Origin of the sequence: Amycolatopsis orientalis DSM 43388 (assembly GCF_000411975.1) — a bacterium.
GTDB lineage: Bacteria > Actinomycetota > Actinomycetes > Mycobacteriales > Pseudonocardiaceae > Amycolatopsis > Amycolatopsis orientalis_D.
In genome coordinates this window covers 64,881-87,053 of the sequence record NZ_ASXG01000063.1, presented here as the reverse complement: position 1 = coordinate 87,053, position 22,173 = coordinate 64,881, and the positions used below count along the sequence as shown (strand labels likewise).

The window sequence follows — 22,173 nt, the reverse complement described above, 5'->3', positions numbered from 1 at the left end:
CATGGAATCCGACGACCAGGCCGAACGCGGTGCGCACCACGTGCAGTCGCTGGAGCGCGGGCTCGCGGTGATCAAAGCGTTCAGCGCCGAGGCCCCGCATCCGACGCTCAGCGACGTCGCCCGCGTCACCGGGCTGACCCGGGCCGCCGCGCGCCGGTTCCTGCTGACGCTCGTGGACCTCGGCTACGTCCGCACCGACGGCAAGTACTTCTCGCTCACCGCGCGCGTCCTGGAACTCGGCTACGCGTATCTGTCCAGCCTCAGCCTGGCCGAGATCGCGCAACCGCACCTGGAGCGGCTCTCGGCGGAGGTGCACGAGTCGAGTTCGGTGTCGGTGCTGGAGATCGCCGACATCGTGTACGTCGCGCGCGTGGCGGTGTCGCGGATCATGACGGTGAGCATCAACGTAGGCACGCGGTTCCCCGCGCATGCCACGTCGATGGGGCACGTGCTGCTCGCCGACATGGACCGGACCGAGCTCAACGCCTACTTCATCGTCGCCGATCTCGACCGGCTGACCCCGCACACGCTCACCCACCGCGCCGCGCTCGAGGCCGAACTGGTCAAGGTCCGGGAACAGGGCTGGGCGATGGTCGACCAGGAACTCGAAGAAGGCCTGCGTTCGGTCGCCGCGCCGATCCGCAACAAGGCGGGGCGCGCGGTCGCCGCGGTCAACATCTCGACACACGCGAGCCGGACGTCGGTGGAGACCGTGCGGAACAAGTTCGTTCCGCCGTTGCTCGAGACCGCGGCGGCCATTTCGGCAGAACTCGCCGCGGTCGCGCCCGGGCGAGCGATCCAGGGCTGAGGAGCGCCGATGCCGGAGCCGGTTGCCGGACTGCTGCTCGCCGCCGGGGCGGGGCGGCGGTTCGGCGGTCCCAAAGCGCTGGTCGAGTACGACGGGGAACCGCTGGTCCAGCGGGCGGTCCGGAACCTGGCGGAGGCAGGATGCGCCTCGGTACGGGTGGTGGTCGGTGCGTCGGCCGAGCAGGTCCGGGCGCTGTTGCCGCCGGAGGTGCCCGCGGTGCCCGCGGCGCGCTGGCAGGACGGGATGGGCGAGTCGCTGAAGGCCGGGCTCGAAGCGCTGTCGGGCGAGCCGGCGGTGGCGGTGCTCGTGCACCTGGTGGATTTGCCGTGGGTGCCGGCCGCGGCACTCGCGCGGATAGTCGGGGAGGCTGCCGAGGACGCGGTCGTTCGGGCCGCTTACCAGGGCGTTCCGGGGCATCCGGTGCTGTTCGGGCGGCGCTGGTGGGGCGAGATCGCGAATTCGGCGAGTGGTGACCACGGGGCGCGAGAGTGGCTGCGCGGGCGCCCTGACGTGCGGCTCGTCGAGTGCGGTGACCTCGGGAGCGGCAGCGATGTCGATCGGCCTGGGGATTTGGCCGGGCCTGGCGCGGAGCGGCGGTGAGCGGTGCCGAACGCGATCCGGGCCTGGTGATGGAGCTGGTCTTGTCTGGACGGGTGCTCGTGGCTGACTCCGCGGGATCGGGTCCGTGGCGGCGAACGGCGAACTTGGCGGTCCCGGATCTACGATCGGGGGCGTGACAGAGTCCCTCTCCTCGCCCGACGCGCTCGCGGCCGCCCTCGACACCACCGGTTACCTCGCCGACGAGGGGCTGGCCACCGCGGGATTTCTCGCGACGCAGATGCAGCGTCCGCTCTTCTGCGAAGGCGAGCCGGGCACCGGGAAGACCTCGCTGGCGCTGGCTCTGGCCGAGGCGCTGAAGTGGCCATTGGTGCGGCTTCAGTGTCACGAGGGCATCGACGCCGCACAGGCCCTCTACGAATGGGACTTCCCCCGACAGTTGCTGCACCTGCGCGCCCTCGAAGCGGCCGACGGCGGACGGCTCGACGCGGAAACTGCCGAGCGTTCGCTGTACACGGAGCGGTTCTTGCTCGCACGCCCGTTGCTGCAGGCGCTCACTACGACGCCGTGCGTGCTGCTTGTCGACGAGATCGATCGCGCTGACGACGAGTTCGAGGCGTTCCTGCTGCAGTTGCTGGACGAGTACACCGTCACGATCCCGGAGTACGGCGAGGTGCGCGCCGAGCAGCCGCCGCTGGTCGTGCTGACGTCCAACCGGACGCGCGAGGTGCACGACGCGCTCAAGCGTCGGTGCCTTTACCACTGGCTCGAGCATCCGGACCTGGCCCGGGAAATCAGCATCCTGCGCCGCCGGCTGCCCGGGATCGGCGAGACGCTCGCCCGGCAGATCGCCGACGCGGTGCACCGGCTGCGGGCGATGGACCTCCTCAAACCGCCGGGCGTCGCCGAATCCCTCGACTGGGCAAGGGCTTTGCTCGCGCTCAAGCGTGACGAACTGGACGCCGCGACGGCCGCGCGCACGCTCGGTGCGGTGCTCAAGTACAGCGAGGATCTCGACCGGGTGCGGGCGAAGCTGGATACGCTGTTCTCCTGAGCTCGTGTCTACTGTGGACGATCCGGTAATTCCGTTGCGGCGGGGTGCGGGATCGGGCATCCTTGAAGCAGCACTGAATGACTTCGCCGACTTCGCTGATTTTTGCCTGATCTTGTGACTGCGACTGTGCCGGAAGGAGGGCTCGTGACCGACTTCGTCCGGACTGCCCTCCCGGCTGTCCGCTGAGTTCCCGTTCTTTCCTGAAGGTTCCGCGCGCCCGCCTTGCGCTACCGAGGCCGGCCGCTGCGCGCAACCACGGTCCGCGCACGCTGTCCCGGAGGCGGGACGGCGTGCGCGGCCGCCCTTCGTCGATGCCTGTGGTCGGTGGGGGCGAGGCTGTGGGGAGTTTGCGCGGTGGCGGGTTTGGCTGGCTGGGTGGGGCGAGGTGCCTGGGAAGCGCGGTGCTGCGTGGGTGGCGGGCCGTATGTGAGTGCTGATGCGGTTTGGTGCGGCGGTGGCTTCGCTCGCTGACGGCATGAGGTGCGTGGAAAGTGCCGTGCGGCGTTGGCGGCAGGCCGTTCGTGAGTGCCGAGGCGGCCTGATGCGGCGGCGGTTTGCTCGCGCGCGGGATGAGGTACCCGGGAAGCGTGGGTGACTGGCCGTGAGTGCCAAGGCGGCTTGGTGCGGCGGTGGCTGTGCTCGCGCGCGGGATGAGGTGTCTGGGAAGCGTGGGCGGCAGGCGGTATGTGCACGCAGGGTGCCGTGGCGACTGGCTTCGCTCGCGCGGAACGAGCGCGGTGCGCGCGGGTTCGTGCCGCCGAACACAAGCGTCGGGGAACGTTGGCGTGCGGCCGGCTTGCTAGGTGCAACGAGGCACCTGGGAGGCGCGGCGTGGCTAGCTGAGCGTGGTGCCGGGACGTCTTGGCGCGGTGGCGGGCGGGAGATGTCGTGCGGTGGCGGACTTGACTGGCTGAGGCGTCAGTGCCGGGAACCTCGGCGCGACTCGGGCTTAAGTGGCTCCAGCCGGGTGTCCGCTGTTGGTCTTGTCCGCGAGCTTAGGTGGGCTGACGACGGCGTGAGCTGGACAGTGCGGTTCTGCGCAGAGCCGGTTGCCGACTCCGCGGCGCAGCGAGTTGGAGCAAGCCGGAACATCTGCGAGGCCGGCGCGGTTCACTTTGGAATGGCAGCGCGGAGGAACACTGGCGAGCTGGAGCAGCTCAAGCCGGAACCTGCGTGCGCCCAAGAACCAGGCTCACGACTCCGGCGAACCAAGATCGCTGACGCCAACCCGCAGTTCGCGGTCGAACGATCGCCGCTACGGGCGGCTGAGCTGTGCGTCGGAGCGAGTCGAGGGCGGTTGAGCGGAGTCGGATCGGCGGTCGCGGCGCGGTTTCCGGCGTTGGGGTCACAATGGGGAGCATGAGCACCGAAGTCGCGGACCCGCTTGCTGGTTACGCGGGGTTCGCGGCGGCCTTGCGGGAGGCAGGCGTCGCGTGCGACGCGCGGCGGGTGCAGGCTTACCTGTCCGCGGTGGCGAAGGTCGATGTCGCGCGGCCGACTCAGTTGTACTGGGTCGGCCGGTTGACTCTCTGTTCCGACCCGGACGATCTGCCTCGGTACGAGGAAGCGTTCGCGCGGTGGTTTGAGGGAGAGGACAGTCCGAAGGCGACGTCGGGGACGCCGGTGCGGAAGCAGGCGCGGATCGCTCCGCTTGTCGCGGCGGGCGGCGACGGGGACAGCACCGAGGAATCCTCCGACACGCTCCGGGTCGCGGCCAGCGACCACGAAGTTCTCCGGCACCGGGACCTCGCCGAACTCACCACGGCCGAGCGGGCGCATTTGCGGGAGTTGCTGGCGACGTTGCGTCCCATCCTGCCCCGGCGGCGGGCGGCGCGGCGGACGCCCGCGCATCGGGGTGCGCTCGATCCGGCGCGGACGTTGCGGGCGATGCTCGCGTCCGGCGGCGAGCCCGTTCGGCTGGCGCATCATCGCCGGGGCACGCGGGCGCGGAAAGTCGTGTTGCTGATCGACGTTTCCGGATCGATGAGCCCGTATGCCGACGCGTTGCTGCGGTTCGCGCACGTCGTCGCGCGGGCGGCGCCGATGTCGGTCGAGGTGTTCACGCTCGGTACCCGGATGACGCGCGTGTCGCGGCAGCTCCGCCAGCGCGATCCAGAGCAGGCGATGCTCGCCGCTGGGACCGCGGTGCCCGATTTCGCTGGTGGGACGCGGCTTGGCGAGACGCTGCGGGTGTTTCTCGACCGCTGGGGGCAACGCGGGTTCGCGCGACGCGCGGTAGTCACCGTGTTCTCCGACGGGTGGGAACGCGGCGACGTCAGCCTGCTCGCCGAGCAGCTTGGCCGGCTGCGCCGCCTCGCGCACGCCGTATTCTGGGTGAATCCGCACGCAGGGCGCGAGGGTTATGCTCCGGTCCAATCCGGCATCGTCGCCGCCCTGCCGCACATCGACCGGCTGCTGGCCGGGCACAGCCTGGCGACGTTGGAACGACTCCTCGGGGAGATTGCCGATGCGTGACGTACTGGACGACGTGTACCGCCGCTGGCAGGCGGGCGAAACGGTCGGGCTCGGCACAGTGGTGGCCACGTTTTCGTCGGCGCCGCGCGCACCGGGCGCGTCGATGATGGTCGCGCCGGACGGCACGGTCGTCGGGAGCGTGTCCGGCGGTTGCGTCGAAGGCGCGGTGTACGAGCTGGCCAACGAGGTGGTCGCCGAACGGAAGCCGGTGTTGCAGCGCTACGGCGTCAGCGACGACGACGCCTTCGCGGTCGGGCTGACCTGCGGCGGGATCATCGACATCTACGTCGAGCCGGTGGACCGCGAATCGATGCCGGAGCTGGAGCGCGTCGTCGAATCGGTGCGCAGCGGCGAGCCGGTCGCGGTGGTCACGATCGTGGAGCACGAGACGCCGGGGCTGGTCGGCGAGCACATGATCGTGTGGCCGGACCGGGTCGAGGGGTCCCTTGGCTCGTCCCGGATGGACGACGCGGTCGCGGACGACGCGCGCGGGCTTCTCGCCGCGGGCCGCACCGGGACGCTCCACTACGGGCCGGACGGGCAGCGGCGCGGCGAAGGCATGGCTGTTTTCGTGAATTCCTTTGAACCGCCGCCGCGACTGCTTGTGTTCGGGGCCATTGATTTCGCTGCCGCAATGGCACGGATGGGTGCTTATCTCGGGTATCAGGTGACGGTCTGCGACGCGCGCCCGGTGTTCGCGACCAGCAGCCGGTTCCCGGAGGCGCACGACGTGGTGGTCGACTGGCCGCACCGCTACCTGAAGGCCGAGGCTGACGCGGGCCGGGTCGACGGGCGGACGGCGATCGCGGTCCTCACGCACGACCCGAAGTTCGATGTGCCGCTGCTGGAGGTCGCGCTGCGGCTCGACGTCGGGTACGTCGGCGCGATGGGTTCCCGCAAGACGCACGACGACCGGTTCGCGCGGCTTCGCGAGGCGGGGATCACCGAGGCCGAACTGGAACGCCTGTCGTCGCCGATCGGCCTCGACCTCGGCGCGCGCACGCCGGAGGAGACGGCCGTGTCCATCGCGGCGGAGATCATCGCCCTGCGCTGGAGCGGGACCGGACGGCGGCTGGCCGCGTTGAGCGGGCGGATCCACAGCTGACCGCGCTGACGGGCCGGGCAAACGCTTGCGGCCTGGATTCGCGGCTGGTGCTGGCGCGGGCGCTGCGCTGGGAACCCGAGCTGCTCGGCTGGTGCGGTACCTGTTGGACGTCTGGGCGGCACGTGCTGGGGGGTCGGCAATCGGAGGCCGGTGCGACGGGGCGCGGCTGACCGGAAGTGCGGTGCTCGGGTGTGCCGTTCGGGGTGAAACCGGCGGTGGTGCCCGGACGACGGATTGGCGCATGCGGCTGCGGGCGAGGTGGGCAGTAGCCGCCGCGAAGTGTGGGCCCGCTCGGCCTGGTCGCGCAGGCGGAGTGCGGCTCGGTGGCTGACCGGCTGAGGCCGGTTGGCCGTCTAGGCGAAGTGGTGGGATCGGCGCGGAGTGCGGAGGCTGGAGAGGGTTGGCTGCTGACCGGTTGGCTGCCCAGTGGGCGTGGCGGGATCGGGCGGTCGGGCGGAGCGAGGAGGCCGGATCGACTCGGCGGCTAACCGGCTGCTGAGACCGACTTGGCTGCCCAGCGGAAGTGGTGGGATCGGGCAGTCGAGGCGAGCGGGGAAGCCGGTGCGGCTCGGTGGCTGACCGGCCGCTGAGACCGGCTCAGCCGCCCAGCCGGAGTGCCGGGATCGGCAGGCAGCGGCAGGCCGAAACGAGGCGCTGAGACTGGCACGGCCGCGCAGTGAAGCTCGCGCACCGACGGCGTGCTGGCAAGACCGTCCAGGCCAGACCGCCAAACCACACGACCAACTCAGCGAGATCAGCTGGGAAACCCCCTCCCCGCAACGAAACCCGGTGAACCCCCGACCCGAAACCGCGGGCGCTCGGCAAGATCCGCCCACCGCTAAGGGCGGCCGAAAAATCACCCGTCCGGCGTCCCGCAGCTGCGCGGCGAAACCGCCGAAAACTCCGCATATGCGGAAGCGGGCAGCCGACGTGCGACATCAGGACTTGTCCGCGCGCGAACGGCGTAGCACGCTCCCCTGTGAGGCCGATCACGCATCGCGCCTTGGCCGTTCCCGAACCGGCCCGCCGCCTCCGCCGGGGCTGGCGGGCATTTGCACTTGGAGGCCTTTGATGCGCATCACCGTCACTGTCGACGGCACGAAATACACCGATGACGTCGAGCCGCGCACCCTGCTCGTCCACTACTTACGGGAACGCGTCGGGAAGGTGGGCACCGTCGTCGGGTGCGACACCAGCAACTGCGGCGCGTGCACCGTCCATCTCGACGGACACAGCGTGAAATCCTGTTCCGTTCTCGCCGTGCAGGCCGACGGGTGCGAGGTCACCACCATCGAGGGGCTGGCCCGCGACGGCCAGTTGCACCCGGTCCAGCAGGCGTTCCACGACAACCACGCGCTGCAGTGCGGCTTCTGCACGCCGGGCATGATCATGCAGTCCATCGACCTGCTGGCGGACAACCCGGACCCGGACGAGCAAGCCGTCCGCGAAGGGCTCGAGGGCAATCTTTGCCGCTGCACCGGGTACCAGAACATCGTGAAGGCGGTTCGCGACGCCGCGAAGCACATGAGTCCCGGCGCCGGGCCGGAAGCCGAGAAGATCAATCAGCCCAACCACGTCGGCGTGGGTGGTGAATGATGACCGCCACGATCGAGCCTGAGGTAGGAAAGTCCCGTCGCCGCAAGGAAGACGAGCGGCTCATCACCGGGCGTACCCGGTGGACGGACAACATCGCGTTGCCGGGCATGCTGCATCTCGCGGTGCTGCGGAGTCCGTTCGCGCACGCCAAGATCGTTTCGATCGACACCTCCGCGGCCAAGGAATCGCCCGGAGTCGTGGCCGTTTACACCGCCGCTGACCTCGACCCCGAGGGTGCCATCGGCCTGCCGTGCGCGTGGCCGATCACGCCGGACATGGCCGCGCCGCGGCGTCCGGTGCTGGCGGCGGACAGGGTGAACTTCGCCGGTGAGGGCGTCGCTGTGGTGGTCGCGCGCTCGTCCGCGGAGGCGCACGACGCGCTCGAGGCGATCGAGGTCGAGTACGACGAACTGCCTCCGGTGCTCGACCTGGAAGCCGCGCTCGCCGAAGACGCTCCGCTCGTGCACGAGGAACTCGGCAGCAACAAGAACGCGTTCTGGGTCTTCGACTCGGCCGAGGCCGGCACCGGAGGCAATGTCGAGGAAGCACTGTCCTCTTCGGAGGTCGTGCTGAAACGGCGGTTCCGCCAGCAGCGCCTGGTGCCCGCGTTCATGGAGCCGCGCGCGTGCGTGGTGGACCCGACCGGCGCGCAGCTGACCATGTGGTCGGCCACCCAGGTGCCGCACATCCTGCGCGTGATGTCCGCACTGACGCTCGGCATCCCGGAGCACCGGCTCCGCGTGATCGCGCCGGACGTCGGCGGCGGGTTCGGCGGCAAGATCGGCGTGCTGCCCGAGGAAATGATGACCGTGCTCGTCGCGAACAAGCTCGGCAAACCGGTGAAGTGGAACGAATCCCGGTCCGAGACGATGCTCGCCGCGCACCACGGCCGCGATCAGATCCAGGACATCACGATCTCGGCGAAGGCCGACGGGACGGTCACCGGGCTCAAGGTCGAACTGCTCGCCAACCTCGGCGCGTACAACGGCCTGGTCGGGCCGGGCGTGCCGATCCTCGGCGCGTTCATGTTCAACGCGATCTACAAGATCCCGGCGTATCACTTCGCCTGCACGAACGTGTTCACCACGACCACGCTCACCGACGCCTACCGCGGCGCCGGGCGTCCGGAAGCGACGTTCGCGATCGAGCGGATCATGGACGAGCTGGCCGACGAGCTGGGCATGGACCCGATCGAGCTGCGCGAAAAGAACTGGATCAAGCACGAGGAATTCCCGTTCACCACGGTCTGCGGGCTCACCTACGACTCCGGCAACTACGAGGCCGCGACCGCGAAGGCGAAGGAGCTCTTCGGCTACGACGCGCTGCGCCGCGAGCAGAAAGAACGCCGCGAGGCGAACGACCCGGTCCAGCTCGGCATCGGGGTCTCGACGTTCACCGAGATGTGCGGGCTCGCGCCGTCGCGGGTGCTGGGTTCGCTCGATTACGGCGCCGGCGGCTGGGAGTACGCGTCGCTGCGGATGCTGCCGACCGGCAAGGTCGAGGTGACCACGGGCGCGTCGGCGCACGGCCAGGGGCACGAGACGGCGTGGAGCCAGATCGTGGCCGACCAGCTGGGCGTCGCCTTCGAGGACGTCGAGGTGCTGCACGGCGACACACAGTCCTCGCACAAGGGCCTCGACACCTACGGCTCGCGTTCGCTGGTCGTCGGCGGCATCGCGATCGTCAAGGCGGCGGAGAAGGTGATCGCGAAGGCGAAGCCGATCGCCGCGCATCTGCTGGAGTGTTCGGAAGACGACCTCGAGTTCTCCGGCGGCAAGTTCACCGTGAAGGGCACCGATTCGTCGACGACGATCCAGGACATCGCGCTCGCCGTGTTCGCCGCGCACAACCTGCCGGACGGCGTCGAGCCGTCACTGGATTCCGACGCGACTTTCGACCCGGAGAACTTCTCCTTCCCGCACGGTACCCACCTGTGCGCGGCCGAAGTGGACACCGAAACCGGCCGGGTGAAACTGCGTTCGTACGTCTGCGTGGACGACGTCGGCAAGGTGGTCAATCCGCTGATCGTGGAAGGACAAGTGCACGGCGGCCTCGCGCAGGGCATCGCGCAGGCGCTGTTCGAGGAGGCCGTGCACGACGAGAGCGGCACGCTCACCACCGGCACGTTCGCCGACTACCTGCTGCCCTCCGCGGCCGACCTGCCCTCGTTCACCACGGACCGCACGGAAACCCCGTCGACCACGAACCCGTTGGGCGCCAAGGGCGTCGGCGAGGCGGGCACCATCGCCTCGACGCCCGCCGTGGTCAACGCGGTGGTCGACGCCGTGCGCCACCTCGGGGTGAACGACATCGAAATGCCGCTCACGCCGATGCGGGTGTGGAACGCGGTGCGCACCGGCACCGCCGATGCCGGTGGACCCGGCGGCGAGGCCGGCGGCGGTCTCGGTTCGATCGACGCCTCCGGAGGTGCGCAGTGATCCCGGCTCCGTTCGACTACGTCGCTCCGTCCACAGTAGACGAAGCCGTGCAGGCGCTCGCCGAGGCGGGCGAGGACGCCAAGGTGCTGGCGGGCGGGCAGAGCCTGCTGCCGGTGCTGCGGATGCGGCTGGCCGCGCCGACCACGCTGGTCGACCTCGGGAAGATCGCCGAAATGCGCGGCGTGCGCGAGGACGGCGACGCGCTCGTCGTCGGCGCGATGACGACGCACTACGAGGTCCAGCGCGACGCGTTGATCGCCGAGCACGCCGCGCTGGTGAAGGAAGCGACCGACACCGTCGCGGACCCGCAGGTGCGGCACCGCGGCACGTTCGGCGGCGCGATCGCGCACGCGGACCCGGCCGGCGACCTGCTGGCTCCGGTTCTCGCGCTCGACGGCGAGCTGGTGCTGGCCGGGCTGAACGGGCGGCGCACGGTGCCCGCGGCGGAGTTCTTCCAGGACTACTTCACCACCGCGCTGGCTCCGGACGAGCTGCTCGTCGAGGTGCGGCTGCCCAAGCACACCGGCTGGCGGGCGCACTACGAGAAGTTCAACCGGGTCGCGCAAGCCTGGTCGATGTGCGCGGTGGCGGCCACCGTGCGCACCGAGGGCGGCGTGATCGAGGAAGCCCGGGTGGCGCTCACGAACATGGGCGCGACCCCGGTCCGCGCGACGGCCGTGGAGCAGGCGTTGCTCGGTGCGCAGGCCAACGCGGAGACGATCCGGGCGGCCGCCGCGCACGCGGCCGAGGGCACCAACCCGGTCGCGGACGGCAATTCCGACGTCGAGTACCGCCAGCACCTCGCGCGGGTGCTGACCGGGCGTGCCGTCGCGGCGGCGGTGGGCGCCTGAGCTGACCGGCCAGCTGATCGTCCGTGAGGGGAACCCTGAGGGAATCAGATTCCCAGGTTTCCCCTCACGGACCGCGGGCGCGCTCAGGTGCGTCAAAGTGCCCGGGGTGAGGTCACCGTGGGGGACTCTCAAGGAGTCCTTCCCGGACCGCTTCCCGGGCGACGGCCGTATGGTGGACGGCAACGGCTCGAAGCAGTGCGCAGGAGAGGAGGTCGGCCCGTGCGGCTCGACCACGAATTCACCGTCCCCGCCCCGATCGGGGAGGTCTGGCAGGCCGTCATCGACCCGGAGCGGGTCGCCCCGTGCATGCCGGGCGCCTCGCTCACCAAGGTGGAAGGGGACACCTTCGCGGGCACGGTGAAGGTCAAGCTGGGGCCGATTTCGCTGCTGTACAAGGGAACCGGCGAGTTCCTGGAGAAGGACGAGGCGGCGCGCAAGGTCGTCATCAAGGCCTCCGGCAAGGACGCCCGCGGCGGCGGCACGGCTGCCGCGACGGTCACCCTCACGCTCACCGAACGCGACGGCGGCACGCACGGCGCGGTCGCCACCGACCTGGCGATCACCGGACGTCCGGCGCAGTTCGGGCGCGGCCTGATCTCCGAGGTGGGCGGCAAGATCCTCGACACTTTCGCGGGCAACCTCGCGGCCTCGCTGGAGACTCCGGCGCAACAGGCTCCGGCGGACCAGCCGGAAGCGAAGGCCGAGGAGAAGCCCGCTGCTGAGGAGAAGCCCGTCGCGGAGGAGAAGCCGCATCTGCACAGCGTTCCGGCAGGCGGTTCGACCGGCGAGACCGAGGCGATCGACCTGCTCGACTACGCGGGCCAGTCCGTCGCGAAGCGGCTGGCTCCGGTGGCCGCGGGCGTGGTCGTGCTGCTGATCGTGCTGGCCATCGTGCGGAAGCTTCGCCGCTGACCCGATGAGCGGTTGCCCGCGCGCTCTACCCAGAGCGTGCCCAGCGGGCAGTTCGCCGGGGAGTTTTCGCTCGGTTCGGCTACCTCCGGAACGGACCCGCTACCCTGGGCAACTCCGTAGGCCGAATTTCGCGTGGGGGCGCCCGTGACGCAGGCACCTGTCCCCATCGGGGTACGCGGCGCGGTGACGGCCTGGCGCGGCTGGCCACCGCGCTGGGCGATGTGGGCGGTCGCGCGACGGCGGTGGATCGGCTACGCGATGGCGTGCGAGGCGGTCGCCGTGGCGCTCACGGTGACCGGTCTCGCGACCGGATTCGGCGGGCCGGTGCAGTTCAGTTCGTTCGGCGTGCTCGTCGGACTGGGCATCGCGCAGGCCGAGATGTCGCGGCGGATCGAACGGCTGCGGCGGTGGATGAGCGGCCAGACGCACATCAACGTCACGTCCGTCTGGTACCTCGCCGGTGCGTACCTGCTTCCGCCGGCCTGGGTCGCGTTGCTGGCGTTGGTGCTGTACCTGCATCTGTGGCTGCGAGTGTGGCGAAACGTGCGTACGCGGCCCGCGCATCGCTTCGCGGCCAGCACCGCGTGGGCGATGCTGTCGTGCTTCGCAGCGTCTGCGGTCTTAACCGTTGGCGGTTTGGATCAAGCGCAGCTCGACACTGCGTACGGAGTCCTCGCGCTCGCCTTGGCCGCAGCTGTGTTCGAGTTGGTGAACGTCGTGCTCGTGGCGACGGGCATCTACCTGTACACGAACAGCCGCTCGCCCGCGGACCTCATCGGCACCTGGGAGGACAACGCCTTCGAGATTGCGACGCTGTGTCTCGGCGGGCTCGCGGCGTTGGCGTTCGTCCATCAGCCGGTGCTGGTGGTGTTCGTGCTTCCGCCGTTGCTGTTGCTCCACCGCTATCTCCTGCTGAAACAGCAGTTGCAGGTGGCGGTCGTGACCGACGAGAAGACCGGTCTGCTCAACACCGCGGGCTGGCACGAGCTGGCGACCCGCGAATTCACCCGGGCCCGGCGGCGGGGAGCCGGCAGCGGATTCGCCGTGTTGATGATCGATCTCGACCACTTCAAGCGCATCAACGACACGTACGGGCACCTCACCGGCGACGAGGTGCTCGCCGCGGTTGCCGTGGCGATCGAGTCTTCGGTGCGCCAAACCGACACCGTCGGCCGGTTCGGCGGCGAGGAATTCGTAGTGCTGCTGCCCGCGACCGGCGGCACGGACGTGCTCGGGATCGCCGAACGGGTGCGGCTCGCGGTCGGGGAGCTGACGGTCGCGGTGGGAGGTCCGCTGCGGATCAGCGGGCTCTCCGTGTCCGTCGGGGTCGCGTGCTATCCGGAGGCGGGCACCACGCTCGACGAGGTGCTGCGGTCGGCCGACGCTGCGCTGTACCGGGCCAAGGACGGCGGGCGCAACCGCGTCGCGGTCTGAGCCGGAAATACCGGGCGCGGGCAATTGTTGAACGTTGTATGAGCACTGCGGATCACGAGACCGACGTCGTGGTGATCGGGGCCGGGCAGGCCGGGCTGTCGGCGGCGTATCACCTGCGCCGGGCCGGATTCGCCAACGAACGCGGGTTCGTCGTGCTCGATCACGGCAAACGCGCCGGCGGGGCGTGGCAGTACCGGTGGCCGTCGCTGGTGGTGGGGAAAGTGCACGGGATTCACGACCTGCCGGGGATGGCGTTCGGGACCCCGGATCCGACCCGGCCGGCCAGCGAAGCGGTGTCGGAGTACTTCGCCCGCTTCGAGAAGACGTATGACTTGCCGGTGCACCGTCCGGTCGACGTGACCGCAGTGCGGCGCGCGGGGGAGCGGCTGGTGGTCGAGTCGCCCGCGGAGACGTGGGCGGCGCGGGCCGTGATCAGCGCGACCGGGACGTGGGATCGGCCGTTCTGGCCGCATTACCCCGGCAGTTTCGCCGGACGGCAGCTGCACACGGCGGATTACCGCGGAGCTGAGGAGTTTCGCGACCAGCGCGTGGTGGTCGTGGGCGGCGGGACGTCGGCGGTGCAGTTGCTGATGGAGATCGGTCCGGTCGCCCGTTCGACGGTGTGGGTGACGCGGCGTCCGCCGGTGTGGCTCGAGGAAGAGTTCAGCGAGGACTGGGGCCGCATGGCGGTCGCGAAGGTGGACCAGCGGGTGCGGGCCGGGCTGCCGCCGGAGAGCGTCGTGAGCGTGACGGACCTGCCGGTGACGCCGCAGGTGCTCGCCGGCCGGGCGGCCGGCTATCTGGACCGGCGGCCGATGTTCTCGCGGCTGGTTCGTGACGGGGTCGTCTGGGAGGACGGGAGTTTCGAGCCCGCCGACATGATTCTCTGGGCGACCGGGTTCCGCGCCTCGATCGATCACCTGGCTCCGCTGCACCTGCGGACGCCCGGCGGCGGGATCCGGATGGACGGGACCCGCGTGGTCGCGGAGCCGCGGCTGCACCTGGTCGGGTACGGGCCTTCGGCCAGCACGGTGGGGGCGAACCGGGCCGGGCGCGCGGCCGTGCAGGAAGTGCGGCGGCTGCTGCAGAGCGGAAATTCGTGAAGGTGGCCCTCACGCACTTGCGCTGGGTCGTGAGGGCCACCTTCACGGAAGCAGAGGCCCTCAGGGTTCCCTTCACGGCCCTTCCGCGAGTGGGAGCGAGACGTTCCGCTGATCGGGCGGTCTTGATCGTTTCACGTCCGTTCCGGGCTTGTCGGGAGAAACTGGGCCCGCTACTGTGCGGTTTAGTTAGGAAACTTTCCTAACGCAACGAGACGCCGCAGAACCGTAACGCCGCCGCCCTGTTCCCGTCCGGCCCGAAGGAGTGCGACGTGTCCTCGTCCCGTGTCCGAAGTCTGGCCCGGTTCGCCTTGCCGGCGGCCGCGGTGGTGCTGTTGCCCGCCGCGGTCTCGCCCGCGCGCGACGCCAGTGCCGCTGCCGCCGATGTGCTGCTGTCCCAAGGGAAACCGGTCAGCACGTCCACGTTGGAGACCTCCACGTTGAGCGGCGAGAACGCCGTCGACGGGAATCTCAAGACCCGCTGGGCGAGCGCGGTCAGCGCCGATGCGCAGTGGCTGCGCGTCGATCTCGGGCAGGCCGCCACGGTCCACCGGGTCAAGCTGAACTGGGAAGCGGCCTACGCCAAGAAGTACCGCATCGAGATCTCCGACAACGGCGAGAACTTCACGCCGATCGCGACGATCACCAACGGCGACGGCGGCACCGACGACCTCACCGGGTTGTCCGGACACGGCCGGTTCCTGCGCTTCGTCGGCACCGAGCGCGCCACGAAATACGGCTATTCGCTGTGGGAGTTGCAGGCCTACGGCACGCCGGACTCGTCCGGGGACACCCAGGCGCCCACCACTCCGTCGAACCTCGCCGCGGGCGAGATCGGCGCGAACAGCGTCGCGCTGACCTGGGCCGCCGCGACCGACAACGTCGGCGTCAGCGGATATGAGGTCTTCCGGGACGGGAAGTCCGTCGCCACCAGCGCGACCACGTCCTACACCGACAACGGCCTCTCGCCGGATACCGACTACACCTACACCGTCCGGGCGAAGGACGCCGCCGGCAACGCTTCGCCGGTCAGCAGCGCGGTCAAGGTGCACACGAAGCCGGGAACCGCGGGCACCACCTTCGTGCTCGCCGCGGCCGGCGACATCGCCGAGCAGTGCACCGCCAGCAGTTCCAGCTGCGTCCACCCGAAGACCGCGAAGCTGGTCCAATCGATGAACCCCGCCGCGGTGATCACCATGGGCGACAACCAGTACGACTCCGAAAACACGGGTCTGACGCTGCAGAACTTCAAGGACTACTACGACAAGACCTGGGGCGCGTTCAAGAACATCACGCACCCGGTCCCCGGCAACCACGAGACCTACGACGACAACAAGCCGTTCGAGGCCTACGAGCAGTACTTCGGCAAGATCGCCACGCCGAACGGCAAGCGGTACTACAGCTGGGAAATGGGCAACTGGCATTTCATCGCGCTGGACTCCAACGGCTTCGTCGACGACAAGGACGGCGGCGAGCTCAAGGACACCGACCAGATGAACTGGATCAAGCAGGACCTGGCGAAGAACACCAAGGGCTGCGTCGCGGCCTACTACCACCATCCGCGGTGGAGCTCCGGCGACCACGGCGACCAGCGCGGTTCCAAGCAGCTGTGGGACCTGTTCGCGCAGAACAAGGTCGACCTGATCCTCAACGGCCACGACCACCACTACGAGCGGTTCGTCCCGCAAGACGCGAGCGGCAAGGCCAACCCGGCCGGTCCGGTCGAGATCATCGGCGGCATGGGCGGGGCGAACCCGTACCCGGTCCACTCCGCGCACCCGACCACGGCGAAGCTGCTCAAGGACACCTTCGGCGTGCTGAAGCTGACGATGACCGACACCACGTTCTCCGAGCAGCTGATCGGTCTCGACGGCAAGGTGCTGGACAGCAGCCCGACCTACCCCTGCCACAACTAGGGGCCGGGCATGTACATCGCGGCAAGCCGCAGTTCGGACGTCGCGGCGGGCACCGAGCGGAAGGCCGGCCTGCGCCGGGTGTCGGCGAACGTCGTCGCACTCGGCGCGGTCAGCCTGGTCACCGACATCTCCTCGGAGATGGTGACCGCGGTGCTCCCGCTGTATCTGGTGCTCGGCCTCGGGCTGAACCCGCTGCAGTTCGGCCTGCTCGACGGGCTCTACGCGGGAGCCACCGCCGTGGTCCGCGTGCTCGGCGGGCACCTGGCCGACCGGTGGCGGCGGCTCAAGGCGGTCGCCGGGTTCGGCTACGGCTTGTCCGCGGTGTGCAAGCTCGGCCTGGTCGCGGCCGGTTCGTCGGTCGCGGCGATCGGCGTGGTGCTCGCCGCCGACCGGACCGGCAAGGGCCTGCGCACCGCCCCGCGCGACGCGCTGATTTCGCTTTCCAGCGAGCCCGACACGCTCGGCCGGTCGTTCGGCGTGCACCGCGCGATGGACACCGTCGGCGCGTTCCTCGGCCCGCTCGCCGCGATGGCCGTGCTCGCGCTGAGCCTCGGCAGCTATTCGTCGGTGTTCTTCACCAGTTTCTGCATCGCGGCGATCGCGGTGCTGCTGCTGGTGTTGTTCGTCCGCGACCGGCCCGCCGCGGTCGACCGGGCCGCGGTGTCCGTGCGGGCGGCGTTCGCGTTGTTGCGCGAGCGAGGGTTCCGCCGGGTCGTGGTGTGGGCCGCGCTGCTCGGGTTCGTGACGCTCGGCGATTCCTTTGTCTACCTGGTGCTTCAGCGTCGGTGGGACGTCGCGGCGACGTTCTTCCCGTTGCTCCCGCTCGGCACCGCCGGGGTGTATCTGGTGCTGGCCGTTCCGCTGGGCAAACTGGCTGACCGGATCGGGCGCTGGCCGGTGTTTCTCGGCGGGCACGTCGCTTTGGTCGCCGCGCTGGTCGCGTTGTGCGGGCCGGTGTCCGGATTCTGGCTCGCGGCGCTGGCGTTGGGGCTGCACGGCGTGTTCTACGCGGCGACCGACGGGGTGCTGATGGCCGCCGCCGGACCGCTGGTTTCCGCCGATCTCCGGGCGACCGGGCTGGCCGTCGTCCAAACGGGACAGGCCGCCGCCCGGATGCTCTCGTCTGTCCTCTTCGGACTCGCTTGGACCTGGTGGGATCTCCAGCCCGCGGTCCTGGCGGCGGCCGGAGCGCTCGCTGTCGTGGCGCTCGGCGCCGCTTTCGCAAGGCCGGTGCGCACATGAAGAAAGTCCTTCTCGCGGTGGCCGGCACGGTCGTGCTCGCCGCTGCCGCGGTGGTCTACACGGTGGCCGCCCGGCCCAGCCCGGCCGAACCGGCGAAGGTCGAGCACCTTTCCCTCGCGCCTGGTCAGTTGTTCTTCCGCAGCACCAAGACGGGCAACGTCGGGGTCGTTCCGCTCGCGAATCCTGGTGCCGCGCCGAAGTTCAGCGACCTGAAATGCGATCGGTTCGCCGTGTCCGCGTCGACCGGAATGTGCCTCGCGGTGCGGCCCGGCACGTTGCCCGCGGTCAGCGACTTCAGCATTCTCGATCGCAATTTCACCACGACGCACAAGGACTACCTGCCGGGGACGCCGAGCCGGGCGCGTGTTTCGCCGGACGGCAAACGGGTGTACTGGACGGTGTTCGTCACCGGCGATTCCTATGCCGCGACCGGGTTTTCCACGCGGGCCGGAATTTACCAGCTGGACAACGGCGAGCTGGAGAAGACGATCGAGGAACTGCCGGTCCTGGTCGACGGGAAGCGGTACTTCTCCGCGGACGTCAACTACTGGGGCATCACGTTCGCCAAGGACGGCAAGCGGTTCTATTCGACGCTGGGCACCAAGGGCAAGACGTATCTGATCGAAGGCGACTACGACACCTACCGCGGCAAAGCGCTGCGGGAAAACGTGGAATGCCCGTCGCTGTCGCCGGACGAAACGCGGATCGCGTTCAAGAAGAAGGTCGGCGAGGGCGTCTGGCGGCTGTCCGTGCTCGACCTCAAGACGATGCGGGAGACCGCGCTCGCCGAGACCCGCAGCGTCGACGACCAAGCGCTCTGGCAGGACGACCACACGATCCTCTACGGCCTGGACGACGCCGTGTGGTCGGTGCCCGCGGACGGGTCCGGGATCCCGCGCAAGCTGGTCTCCGACGCCTCCTCGCCTGCTGTCGCCAGCTGATTCGACATCTCTTTACGTCGTATAGTACCGTCGTGCCGGACAATACTTTACGACGTAAAGAGACGAGATGGCTGAAGCGACGCTGCACGACGGGACGAGGATCGACGCGCAGGTGCACGGGGACGGGCCGGTGCTGCTGCTCCCGGTCGACCCGAGCCCCGCGGAAGGACCGGAGGCCGAGGCGGCCCGGCAGTGGGGCGCCGATCCGGAGCTGGGCCGGTCGCTGATCGAGGGATTCGCCGGGTTCCGGGTGGTGGCTTTCGACTACCAGGGGCACCGGATGGCGCATCCGGCCGATCTGACACCGGACGTGCTCGCGGCCGACTTGCTGGCCGTGGCGGACGCGGCCGGGACGGAGCGGTTCTCGTATTACGGCTACTCGTGGCTGGCGCTGTCCGGGTTGCAGCTGGCGTTGCGGACGGACCGGCTGGACGCGCTGGTGATGGGCGGGTATCCGCCGGTGGACGGACCGTATGCGGCGATGCTCGCGGTGACCCGGGCGACGCACGAGATGGCGCTGGCCGGCCCGGCGGCCTCGGAATCCGCGGCTGAGCCGGGGGATTGGGATTCGGTGGACGTCCAGTTGTCGACGGGGCAGACGAAGCAGTTCGTGACGTTGTACGAGGCGTTGCAGGACTTCGACGACCGGGCGGTCGAGCTGTCGTGCCCGCGGCTGTGCTTCGCCGGGTCGGAGGACCGGATCGAGTACAGCGAGCGGTGGGGAGGCGTGACCGTCGACATCGCCGGGCCGTTGCTGTGGGAGCGCGCCGAACTGGAAGCGCGGGGGTGGACCGTCGAGGTGCTCGACGGGCTGGACCACATGAGCGCGATGCAGGCGGCCGCGGTGCTGCCGGTGGTGCGGCCGTGGCTGGAGAAGGTGACCTCGTGAGTGCCTAGGCCGGTGCTAACCGGCTGGAAACACTCACGACCCCGTCCGCAGCTCGTGCTCCAGCGCCTCCAGTTCCGCGCCGCCCGCCATCTGCCGGGTCAGCTCGGGCAGTTCGATCTCCGCTTTCTCGTAGGAGCCGAGCGCCGTGCCGCGTTTGAGGAGCAGGAAACGGTCGGCCACCGGGTATGCGTGGTGCGGATTGTGCGTGATCAGGACGACGCCCAGGCCCCGGTCGCGGGCCTGGGCCACGTACCTCAGCACCACCCCGGCCTGCTTCACGCCCAACGCGGCCGTCGGCTCGTCCAGGATCAGCACCTTCGCGCCGAAATGGATGGCACGGGCGATCGCGACGCACTGCCGTTCGCCGCCGGACAGCGTGCCGACCGGCTGTTCGACGTCCCGCAGGTCGATGCCGAGGTCGGCTAGGGCTTTCTTCGTCAGCTCCCGGCCTTTGCGCCGGTCCAGGGCGCGAAACGGGCCGAAGCCGACGGTCGGTTCGGAGCCGAGGAAGAAGTTGCGCCACACGCTCATCAGCGGCACCACCGCGAGGTCCTGATACACCGTGGCGATTCCGCGGTCCAGCGCTTCCCGGGGCGAGGCGAACCGCACCGGCGCGCCTTCGACGAGGAACTCGCCTTCGTCGTGCTGGTGCACCCCGGCGAGGATCTTGATCAAAGTGGACTTACCCGCGCCGTTGTCGCCCAGTACGCAGGTGACCTCGCCCGCATTGACCACAGTGGACACTTCGCGCAGCGCGACCACGGTTCCGTACCGCTTGCCGACATTCCTGACTTCGAGGAGAGCGTTCATCGCCGCACCCTTTCCGCGCGTCGCCGCAAAGCGTTGTTGACCAGGACCGCCGCCAGCAGCATGATCCCGAGGAACAGCATGAACCAGTCGTTGTCCCAGCCGGCGAACACGATGCCCTGCCGCGCCATGCCGAAGATCAGCGCGCCGATCGCCGCGCCGACGGCCGAGCCGAACCCGCCGGTGAGCAGGCAGCCGCCGATCACCGCGGCGATGATGTACTGGAATTCCAGGCCGATGCCCTGGTTCGCCTGGACGCTGGCGAACCGCAGGATGTTGATCGAGCCGACCAGCCAGCCGGCCAGCGCGGTGCCCATGAACAGCAGGATCTTCGTCCGTACCACGGGAACGCCGACCGCTCGGGCGCTTGCCGCCGATCCGCCGACCGCGAAGATCCAGTTGCCGAAGCGCGTCCGCACGAGCAGCCACGCGGCTGCCGCGATCGCGCCGAGCCACCAGACGATGGAGATCTGGAACGGGGTACCGCCGATGTCCGCTGTGGAGGCGAAGACGAACCCGGCGGACGCGTAGCCGTCGGTCGAGCGCATCCCGGAGACCTGCACGGTTCCGGTCACCAGCCGCGTCACGCCGAGGTTCAAGCCCTGCAGGGCAAGGAAAGTGCCGAGGGTGACGATGAAACTCGGCAGTCCGGTTTTCATCACCAGCCAGCCGTTGAACGCGCCGACCGCCAGCGCGAAGACCAGCGAGACGAGCAGGGCGAGCCATACGTTCCAGCCGGCCTGGGTGGCGAGGATCGCAGTGACCAGCGAGGTCGACGCCGTCATCACGCCCGCCGACAGGTCGAACTCGCCGCCGACCATCAGCAGCGACACGGCCACCGCCATGATGCCCAGCGTCGCCGCGTCGTCCAGCCAGGTCGCCGCTCCGCTGGCGCTGAAGAACTTGTCGGACGCGAAGGTGAAGAACAAGAACACCACGACCGCGCCGAGCAGCGCGCCGATTTCCGGGCGCACCGCCAGGCGGTCGGTCAGCCGGGGTTGCGACAGGCGTTCGTCGAGGGTCGTCATCGGGTGCCCCTTTGCACGTACTGGCCGACCTTGTCCACTGTGGATTTGTCGACCAGATCGGGTCCGGTGAGCACCGGTTTGCCGCCGCCGACGACGTTCGCGTTGTCCCGGTACAGCTTCAGGAACTGCACCGGGAGATAGCCCTGTTCGTACTGCTGCTGGTCGACCGCGAACAGCACGTCCCCGGCCTTGATCGCGGCCACCACGTCGGAGTTCAGGTCGAACGTGGCGACCTGCGCCTTCGAGTCCACCGACTTGATCGCGCTCACCGCCCGCGCGGCGACCTGCGAGTTCAGCGTCAGCACCGCGTCGATCGACGAGTCGGTCTGTACCGCGCCGCGGATGCGGGATTCGGCGTCGGTCGGGTTGGAGATGTCCACTTGCAGCGTCTGCACGGTGCCGGCGAACCCGGTTTTCGCGCCGTCGCAGCGCTGCGCCTGCCCGACGTTGCCGGCCTCGTGGATCACGCACAGCAGCTTGTGCTTGCCGAGTTCCTTGAACTTCTTCCCGGCTTCCTCGCCGGCGATCGACTCGTTCTGGCCGACGTGGGTGAGCGCGCCGTACGCCGCGCTTTTGTCCTCGCCGGAGTTGATGGTGATCACCGGGATTCCGGCGCGCACCGCGGCCTCGATGGACGGACGCAGCGCCTCCGGGTTCGCCAGCGACACCACGAGGCCGCCGGTCTGCTGCGCGACCGCGTTGTCGATCAGCTTCGCCTGCGCGCCCGGATCACCGTCCGAGGTGTATTCGACCTGTACTCCGAGGTCTTTGCCCGCTTGTTCGGCACCGTTCTTCACCACGTTCCAGAACGCGTCGCCCGCGGTGCCGTGGGTGATGACCGAAACCTTCAGCGGTCCGGACGGCGTCGGGGCGGCGGCGGGCGCGGTCGTCTTCGGCTCGGCGGCCGGACCGGTGCACGCCGCCAGCAGCAAGCCCGCGGCCAGCAGGCTCGCCGCGCGGCCGGAGCGTCGGATGCGCTCCCAGCGATGGGACATCGTTGTCTCTCCTCGCTTGTCTTC

18 protein-coding genes are annotated in these 22,173 nt (G+C 69.6%); 15 read left to right on the top strand and 3 right to left on the bottom strand.

Annotated features, from left to right (window positions below):
- Position 1 precedes the first annotated feature (1 nt).
- From L942_RS10925 to L942_RS10855, 15 genes are all read left to right on the top strand, one after another.
- Positions 2-808 carry an IclR family transcriptional regulator domain-containing protein gene (locus tag L942_RS10925; RefSeq protein ID WP_037358340.1) on the top strand — a complete coding sequence of 269 codons (807 nt, stop codon included), beginning with the start codon at positions 2-4 and terminating at the stop codon, positions 806-808.
- Positions 809-817: 9 nt separating this feature from the next.
- Entirely contained in the window at positions 818-1,408 is a 591-nt protein-coding gene (locus L942_RS10920) for a nucleotidyltransferase family protein (protein WP_037358337.1), read from the top strand.
- Positions 1,409-1,541: 133 nt separating this feature from the next.
- Entirely contained in the window at positions 1,542-2,420 is an 879-nt protein-coding gene (locus L942_RS10915) for an AAA family ATPase (protein ID WP_037358456.1), read from the top strand.
- A 1,359-nt stretch (positions 2,421-3,779) separates the two neighbouring features.
- Positions 3,780-4,895: a vWA domain-containing protein gene (locus L942_RS10910; protein ID WP_037358334.1), complete on the top strand. Its 1,116-nt coding sequence runs from the start codon at positions 3,780-3,782 to the stop codon at positions 4,893-4,895.
- Positions 4,888-6,000: an XdhC family protein gene (locus tag L942_RS10905; protein WP_037358331.1), complete on the top strand. Its 1,113-nt coding sequence runs from the start codon at positions 4,888-4,890 to the stop codon at positions 5,998-6,000. The genes L942_RS10910 and L942_RS10905 overlap by 8 nt, the downstream gene beginning before the upstream one ends.
- 1,071 nt (positions 6,001-7,071) lie before the next feature.
- Complete coding sequence (locus tag L942_RS10900; protein WP_037358328.1) at positions 7,072-7,596, top strand: (2Fe-2S)-binding protein; 525 nt, start codon at positions 7,072-7,074, stop codon at positions 7,594-7,596.
- Positions 7,596-10,034 carry a xanthine dehydrogenase family protein molybdopterin-binding subunit gene (locus L942_RS10895; RefSeq protein WP_037358326.1) on the top strand — a complete coding sequence of 813 codons (2,439 nt, stop codon included), beginning with the start codon at positions 7,596-7,598 and terminating at the stop codon, positions 10,032-10,034. The genes L942_RS10900 and L942_RS10895 overlap by 1 nt, the downstream gene beginning before the upstream one ends.
- Entirely contained in the window at positions 10,031-10,885 is an 855-nt protein-coding gene (locus tag L942_RS10890) for an FAD binding domain-containing protein (protein WP_037358324.1), read from the top strand. Before L942_RS10895 ends, L942_RS10890 begins: the two co-directional genes overlap by 4 nt.
- Before the next feature lie 219 nt (positions 10,886-11,104).
- Positions 11,105-11,797 carry an SRPBCC family protein gene (locus tag L942_RS10885; RefSeq protein WP_037358322.1) on the top strand — a complete coding sequence of 231 codons (693 nt, stop codon included), beginning with the start codon at positions 11,105-11,107 and terminating at the stop codon, positions 11,795-11,797.
- Between the two features lie 219 nt (positions 11,798-12,016).
- Entirely contained in the window at positions 12,017-13,231 is a 1,215-nt protein-coding gene (locus L942_RS10880; RefSeq protein WP_037358320.1) for a GGDEF domain-containing protein, read from the top strand.
- A 38-nt stretch (positions 13,232-13,269) separates the two neighbouring features.
- Complete coding sequence (locus L942_RS10875; RefSeq protein ID WP_037358317.1) at positions 13,270-14,334, top strand: NAD(P)-binding domain-containing protein; 1,065 nt, start codon at positions 13,270-13,272, stop codon at positions 14,332-14,334.
- 269 nt (positions 14,335-14,603) lie between these two features.
- The gene (locus tag L942_RS10870) at positions 14,604-16,247 is read left to right on the top strand and encodes a discoidin domain-containing protein (protein WP_106964857.1); all 1,644 of its coding nucleotides are present in this window, start codon (positions 14,604-14,606) and stop codon (positions 16,245-16,247) included.
- A 9-nt stretch (positions 16,248-16,256) separates the two neighbouring features.
- Entirely contained in the window at positions 16,257-17,489 is a 1,233-nt protein-coding gene (locus L942_RS10865) for an MFS transporter (protein WP_037358314.1), read from the top strand.
- Positions 17,486-18,430, top strand: coding sequence for a PD40 domain-containing protein (locus tag L942_RS10860; RefSeq protein WP_037358311.1), 945 nt, complete (start codon positions 17,486-17,488; stop codon positions 18,428-18,430). The genes L942_RS10865 and L942_RS10860 overlap by 4 nt, the downstream gene beginning before the upstream one ends.
- Before the next feature lie 67 nt (positions 18,431-18,497).
- Positions 18,498-19,319, top strand: a complete 822-nt coding sequence (locus L942_RS10855; RefSeq protein ID WP_037358308.1) for an alpha/beta fold hydrolase — start codon at positions 18,498-18,500, stop codon at positions 19,317-19,319.
- 33 nt (positions 19,320-19,352) lie between these two features.
- Here the strand turns inward: L942_RS10855 and L942_RS10850 are convergent, their stop codons facing one another.
- The 3 genes from L942_RS10850 to L942_RS10840 are packed head-to-tail and all read right to left on the bottom strand — an operon-like array spanning position 19,353 to position 22,149.
- Positions 19,353-20,129 carry an ATP-binding cassette domain-containing protein gene (locus L942_RS10850; RefSeq protein WP_037358306.1) on the bottom strand — a complete coding sequence of 259 codons (777 nt, stop codon included), beginning with the start codon at positions 20,127-20,129 and terminating at the stop codon, positions 19,353-19,355.
- Entirely contained in the window at positions 20,126-21,154 is a 1,029-nt protein-coding gene (locus L942_RS10845) for an ABC transporter permease (RefSeq protein WP_037358305.1), read from the bottom strand. The genes L942_RS10850 and L942_RS10845 overlap by 4 nt, the downstream gene beginning before the upstream one ends.
- Positions 21,151-22,149: a sugar ABC transporter substrate-binding protein gene (locus L942_RS10840; RefSeq protein WP_037358303.1), complete on the bottom strand. Its 999-nt coding sequence runs from the start codon at positions 22,147-22,149 to the stop codon at positions 21,151-21,153. The genes L942_RS10845 and L942_RS10840 overlap by 4 nt, the downstream gene beginning before the upstream one ends.
- Between the last annotated feature and the right edge of the window lie 24 nt (positions 22,150-22,173).

What these genes read in the sequence shown, in the direction of transcription:
- L942_RS10840 (WP_037358303.1), bottom strand. Translation starts at nt 22,149, where the DNA reads ATGTCCCATCGCTGGGAGCGCATCCGACGCTCCGGCCGCGCGGCGAGC.
- L942_RS10895 (WP_037358326.1), top strand. Translation starts at nt 7,596, where the DNA reads ATGACCGCCACGATCGAGCCTGAGGTAGGAAAGTCCCGTCGCCGCAAG.
- L942_RS10925 (WP_037358340.1), top strand. Translation starts at nt 2, where the DNA reads ATGGAATCCGACGACCAGGCCGAACGCGGTGCGCACCACGTGCAGTCG.
- L942_RS10910 (WP_037358334.1), top strand. Translation starts at nt 3,780, where the DNA reads ATGAGCACCGAAGTCGCGGACCCGCTTGCTGGTTACGCGGGGTTCGCG.
- L942_RS10880 (WP_037358320.1), top strand. Translation starts at nt 12,017, where the DNA reads ATGTGGGCGGTCGCGCGACGGCGGTGGATCGGCTACGCGATGGCGTGC.
- L942_RS10845 (WP_037358305.1), bottom strand. Translation starts at nt 21,154, where the DNA reads ATGACGACCCTCGACGAACGCCTGTCGCAACCCCGGCTGACCGACCGC.
- L942_RS10905 (WP_037358331.1), top strand. Translation starts at nt 4,888, where the DNA reads ATGCGTGACGTACTGGACGACGTGTACCGCCGCTGGCAGGCGGGCGAA.
- L942_RS10900 (WP_037358328.1), top strand. Translation starts at nt 7,072, where the DNA reads ATGCGCATCACCGTCACTGTCGACGGCACGAAATACACCGATGACGTC.
- L942_RS10865 (WP_037358314.1), top strand. Translation starts at nt 16,257, where the DNA reads ATGTACATCGCGGCAAGCCGCAGTTCGGACGTCGCGGCGGGCACCGAG.
- L942_RS10855 (WP_037358308.1), top strand. Translation starts at nt 18,498, where the DNA reads ATGGCTGAAGCGACGCTGCACGACGGGACGAGGATCGACGCGCAGGTG.
- L942_RS10850 (WP_037358306.1), bottom strand. Translation starts at nt 20,129, where the DNA reads ATGAACGCTCTCCTCGAAGTCAGGAATGTCGGCAAGCGGTACGGAACC.
- L942_RS10875 (WP_037358317.1), top strand. Translation starts at nt 13,270, where the DNA reads ATGAGCACTGCGGATCACGAGACCGACGTCGTGGTGATCGGGGCCGGG.
- L942_RS10860 (WP_037358311.1), top strand. Translation starts at nt 17,486, where the DNA reads ATGAAGAAAGTCCTTCTCGCGGTGGCCGGCACGGTCGTGCTCGCCGCT.
- L942_RS10920 (WP_037358337.1), top strand. Translation starts at nt 818, where the DNA reads ATGCCGGAGCCGGTTGCCGGACTGCTGCTCGCCGCCGGGGCGGGGCGG.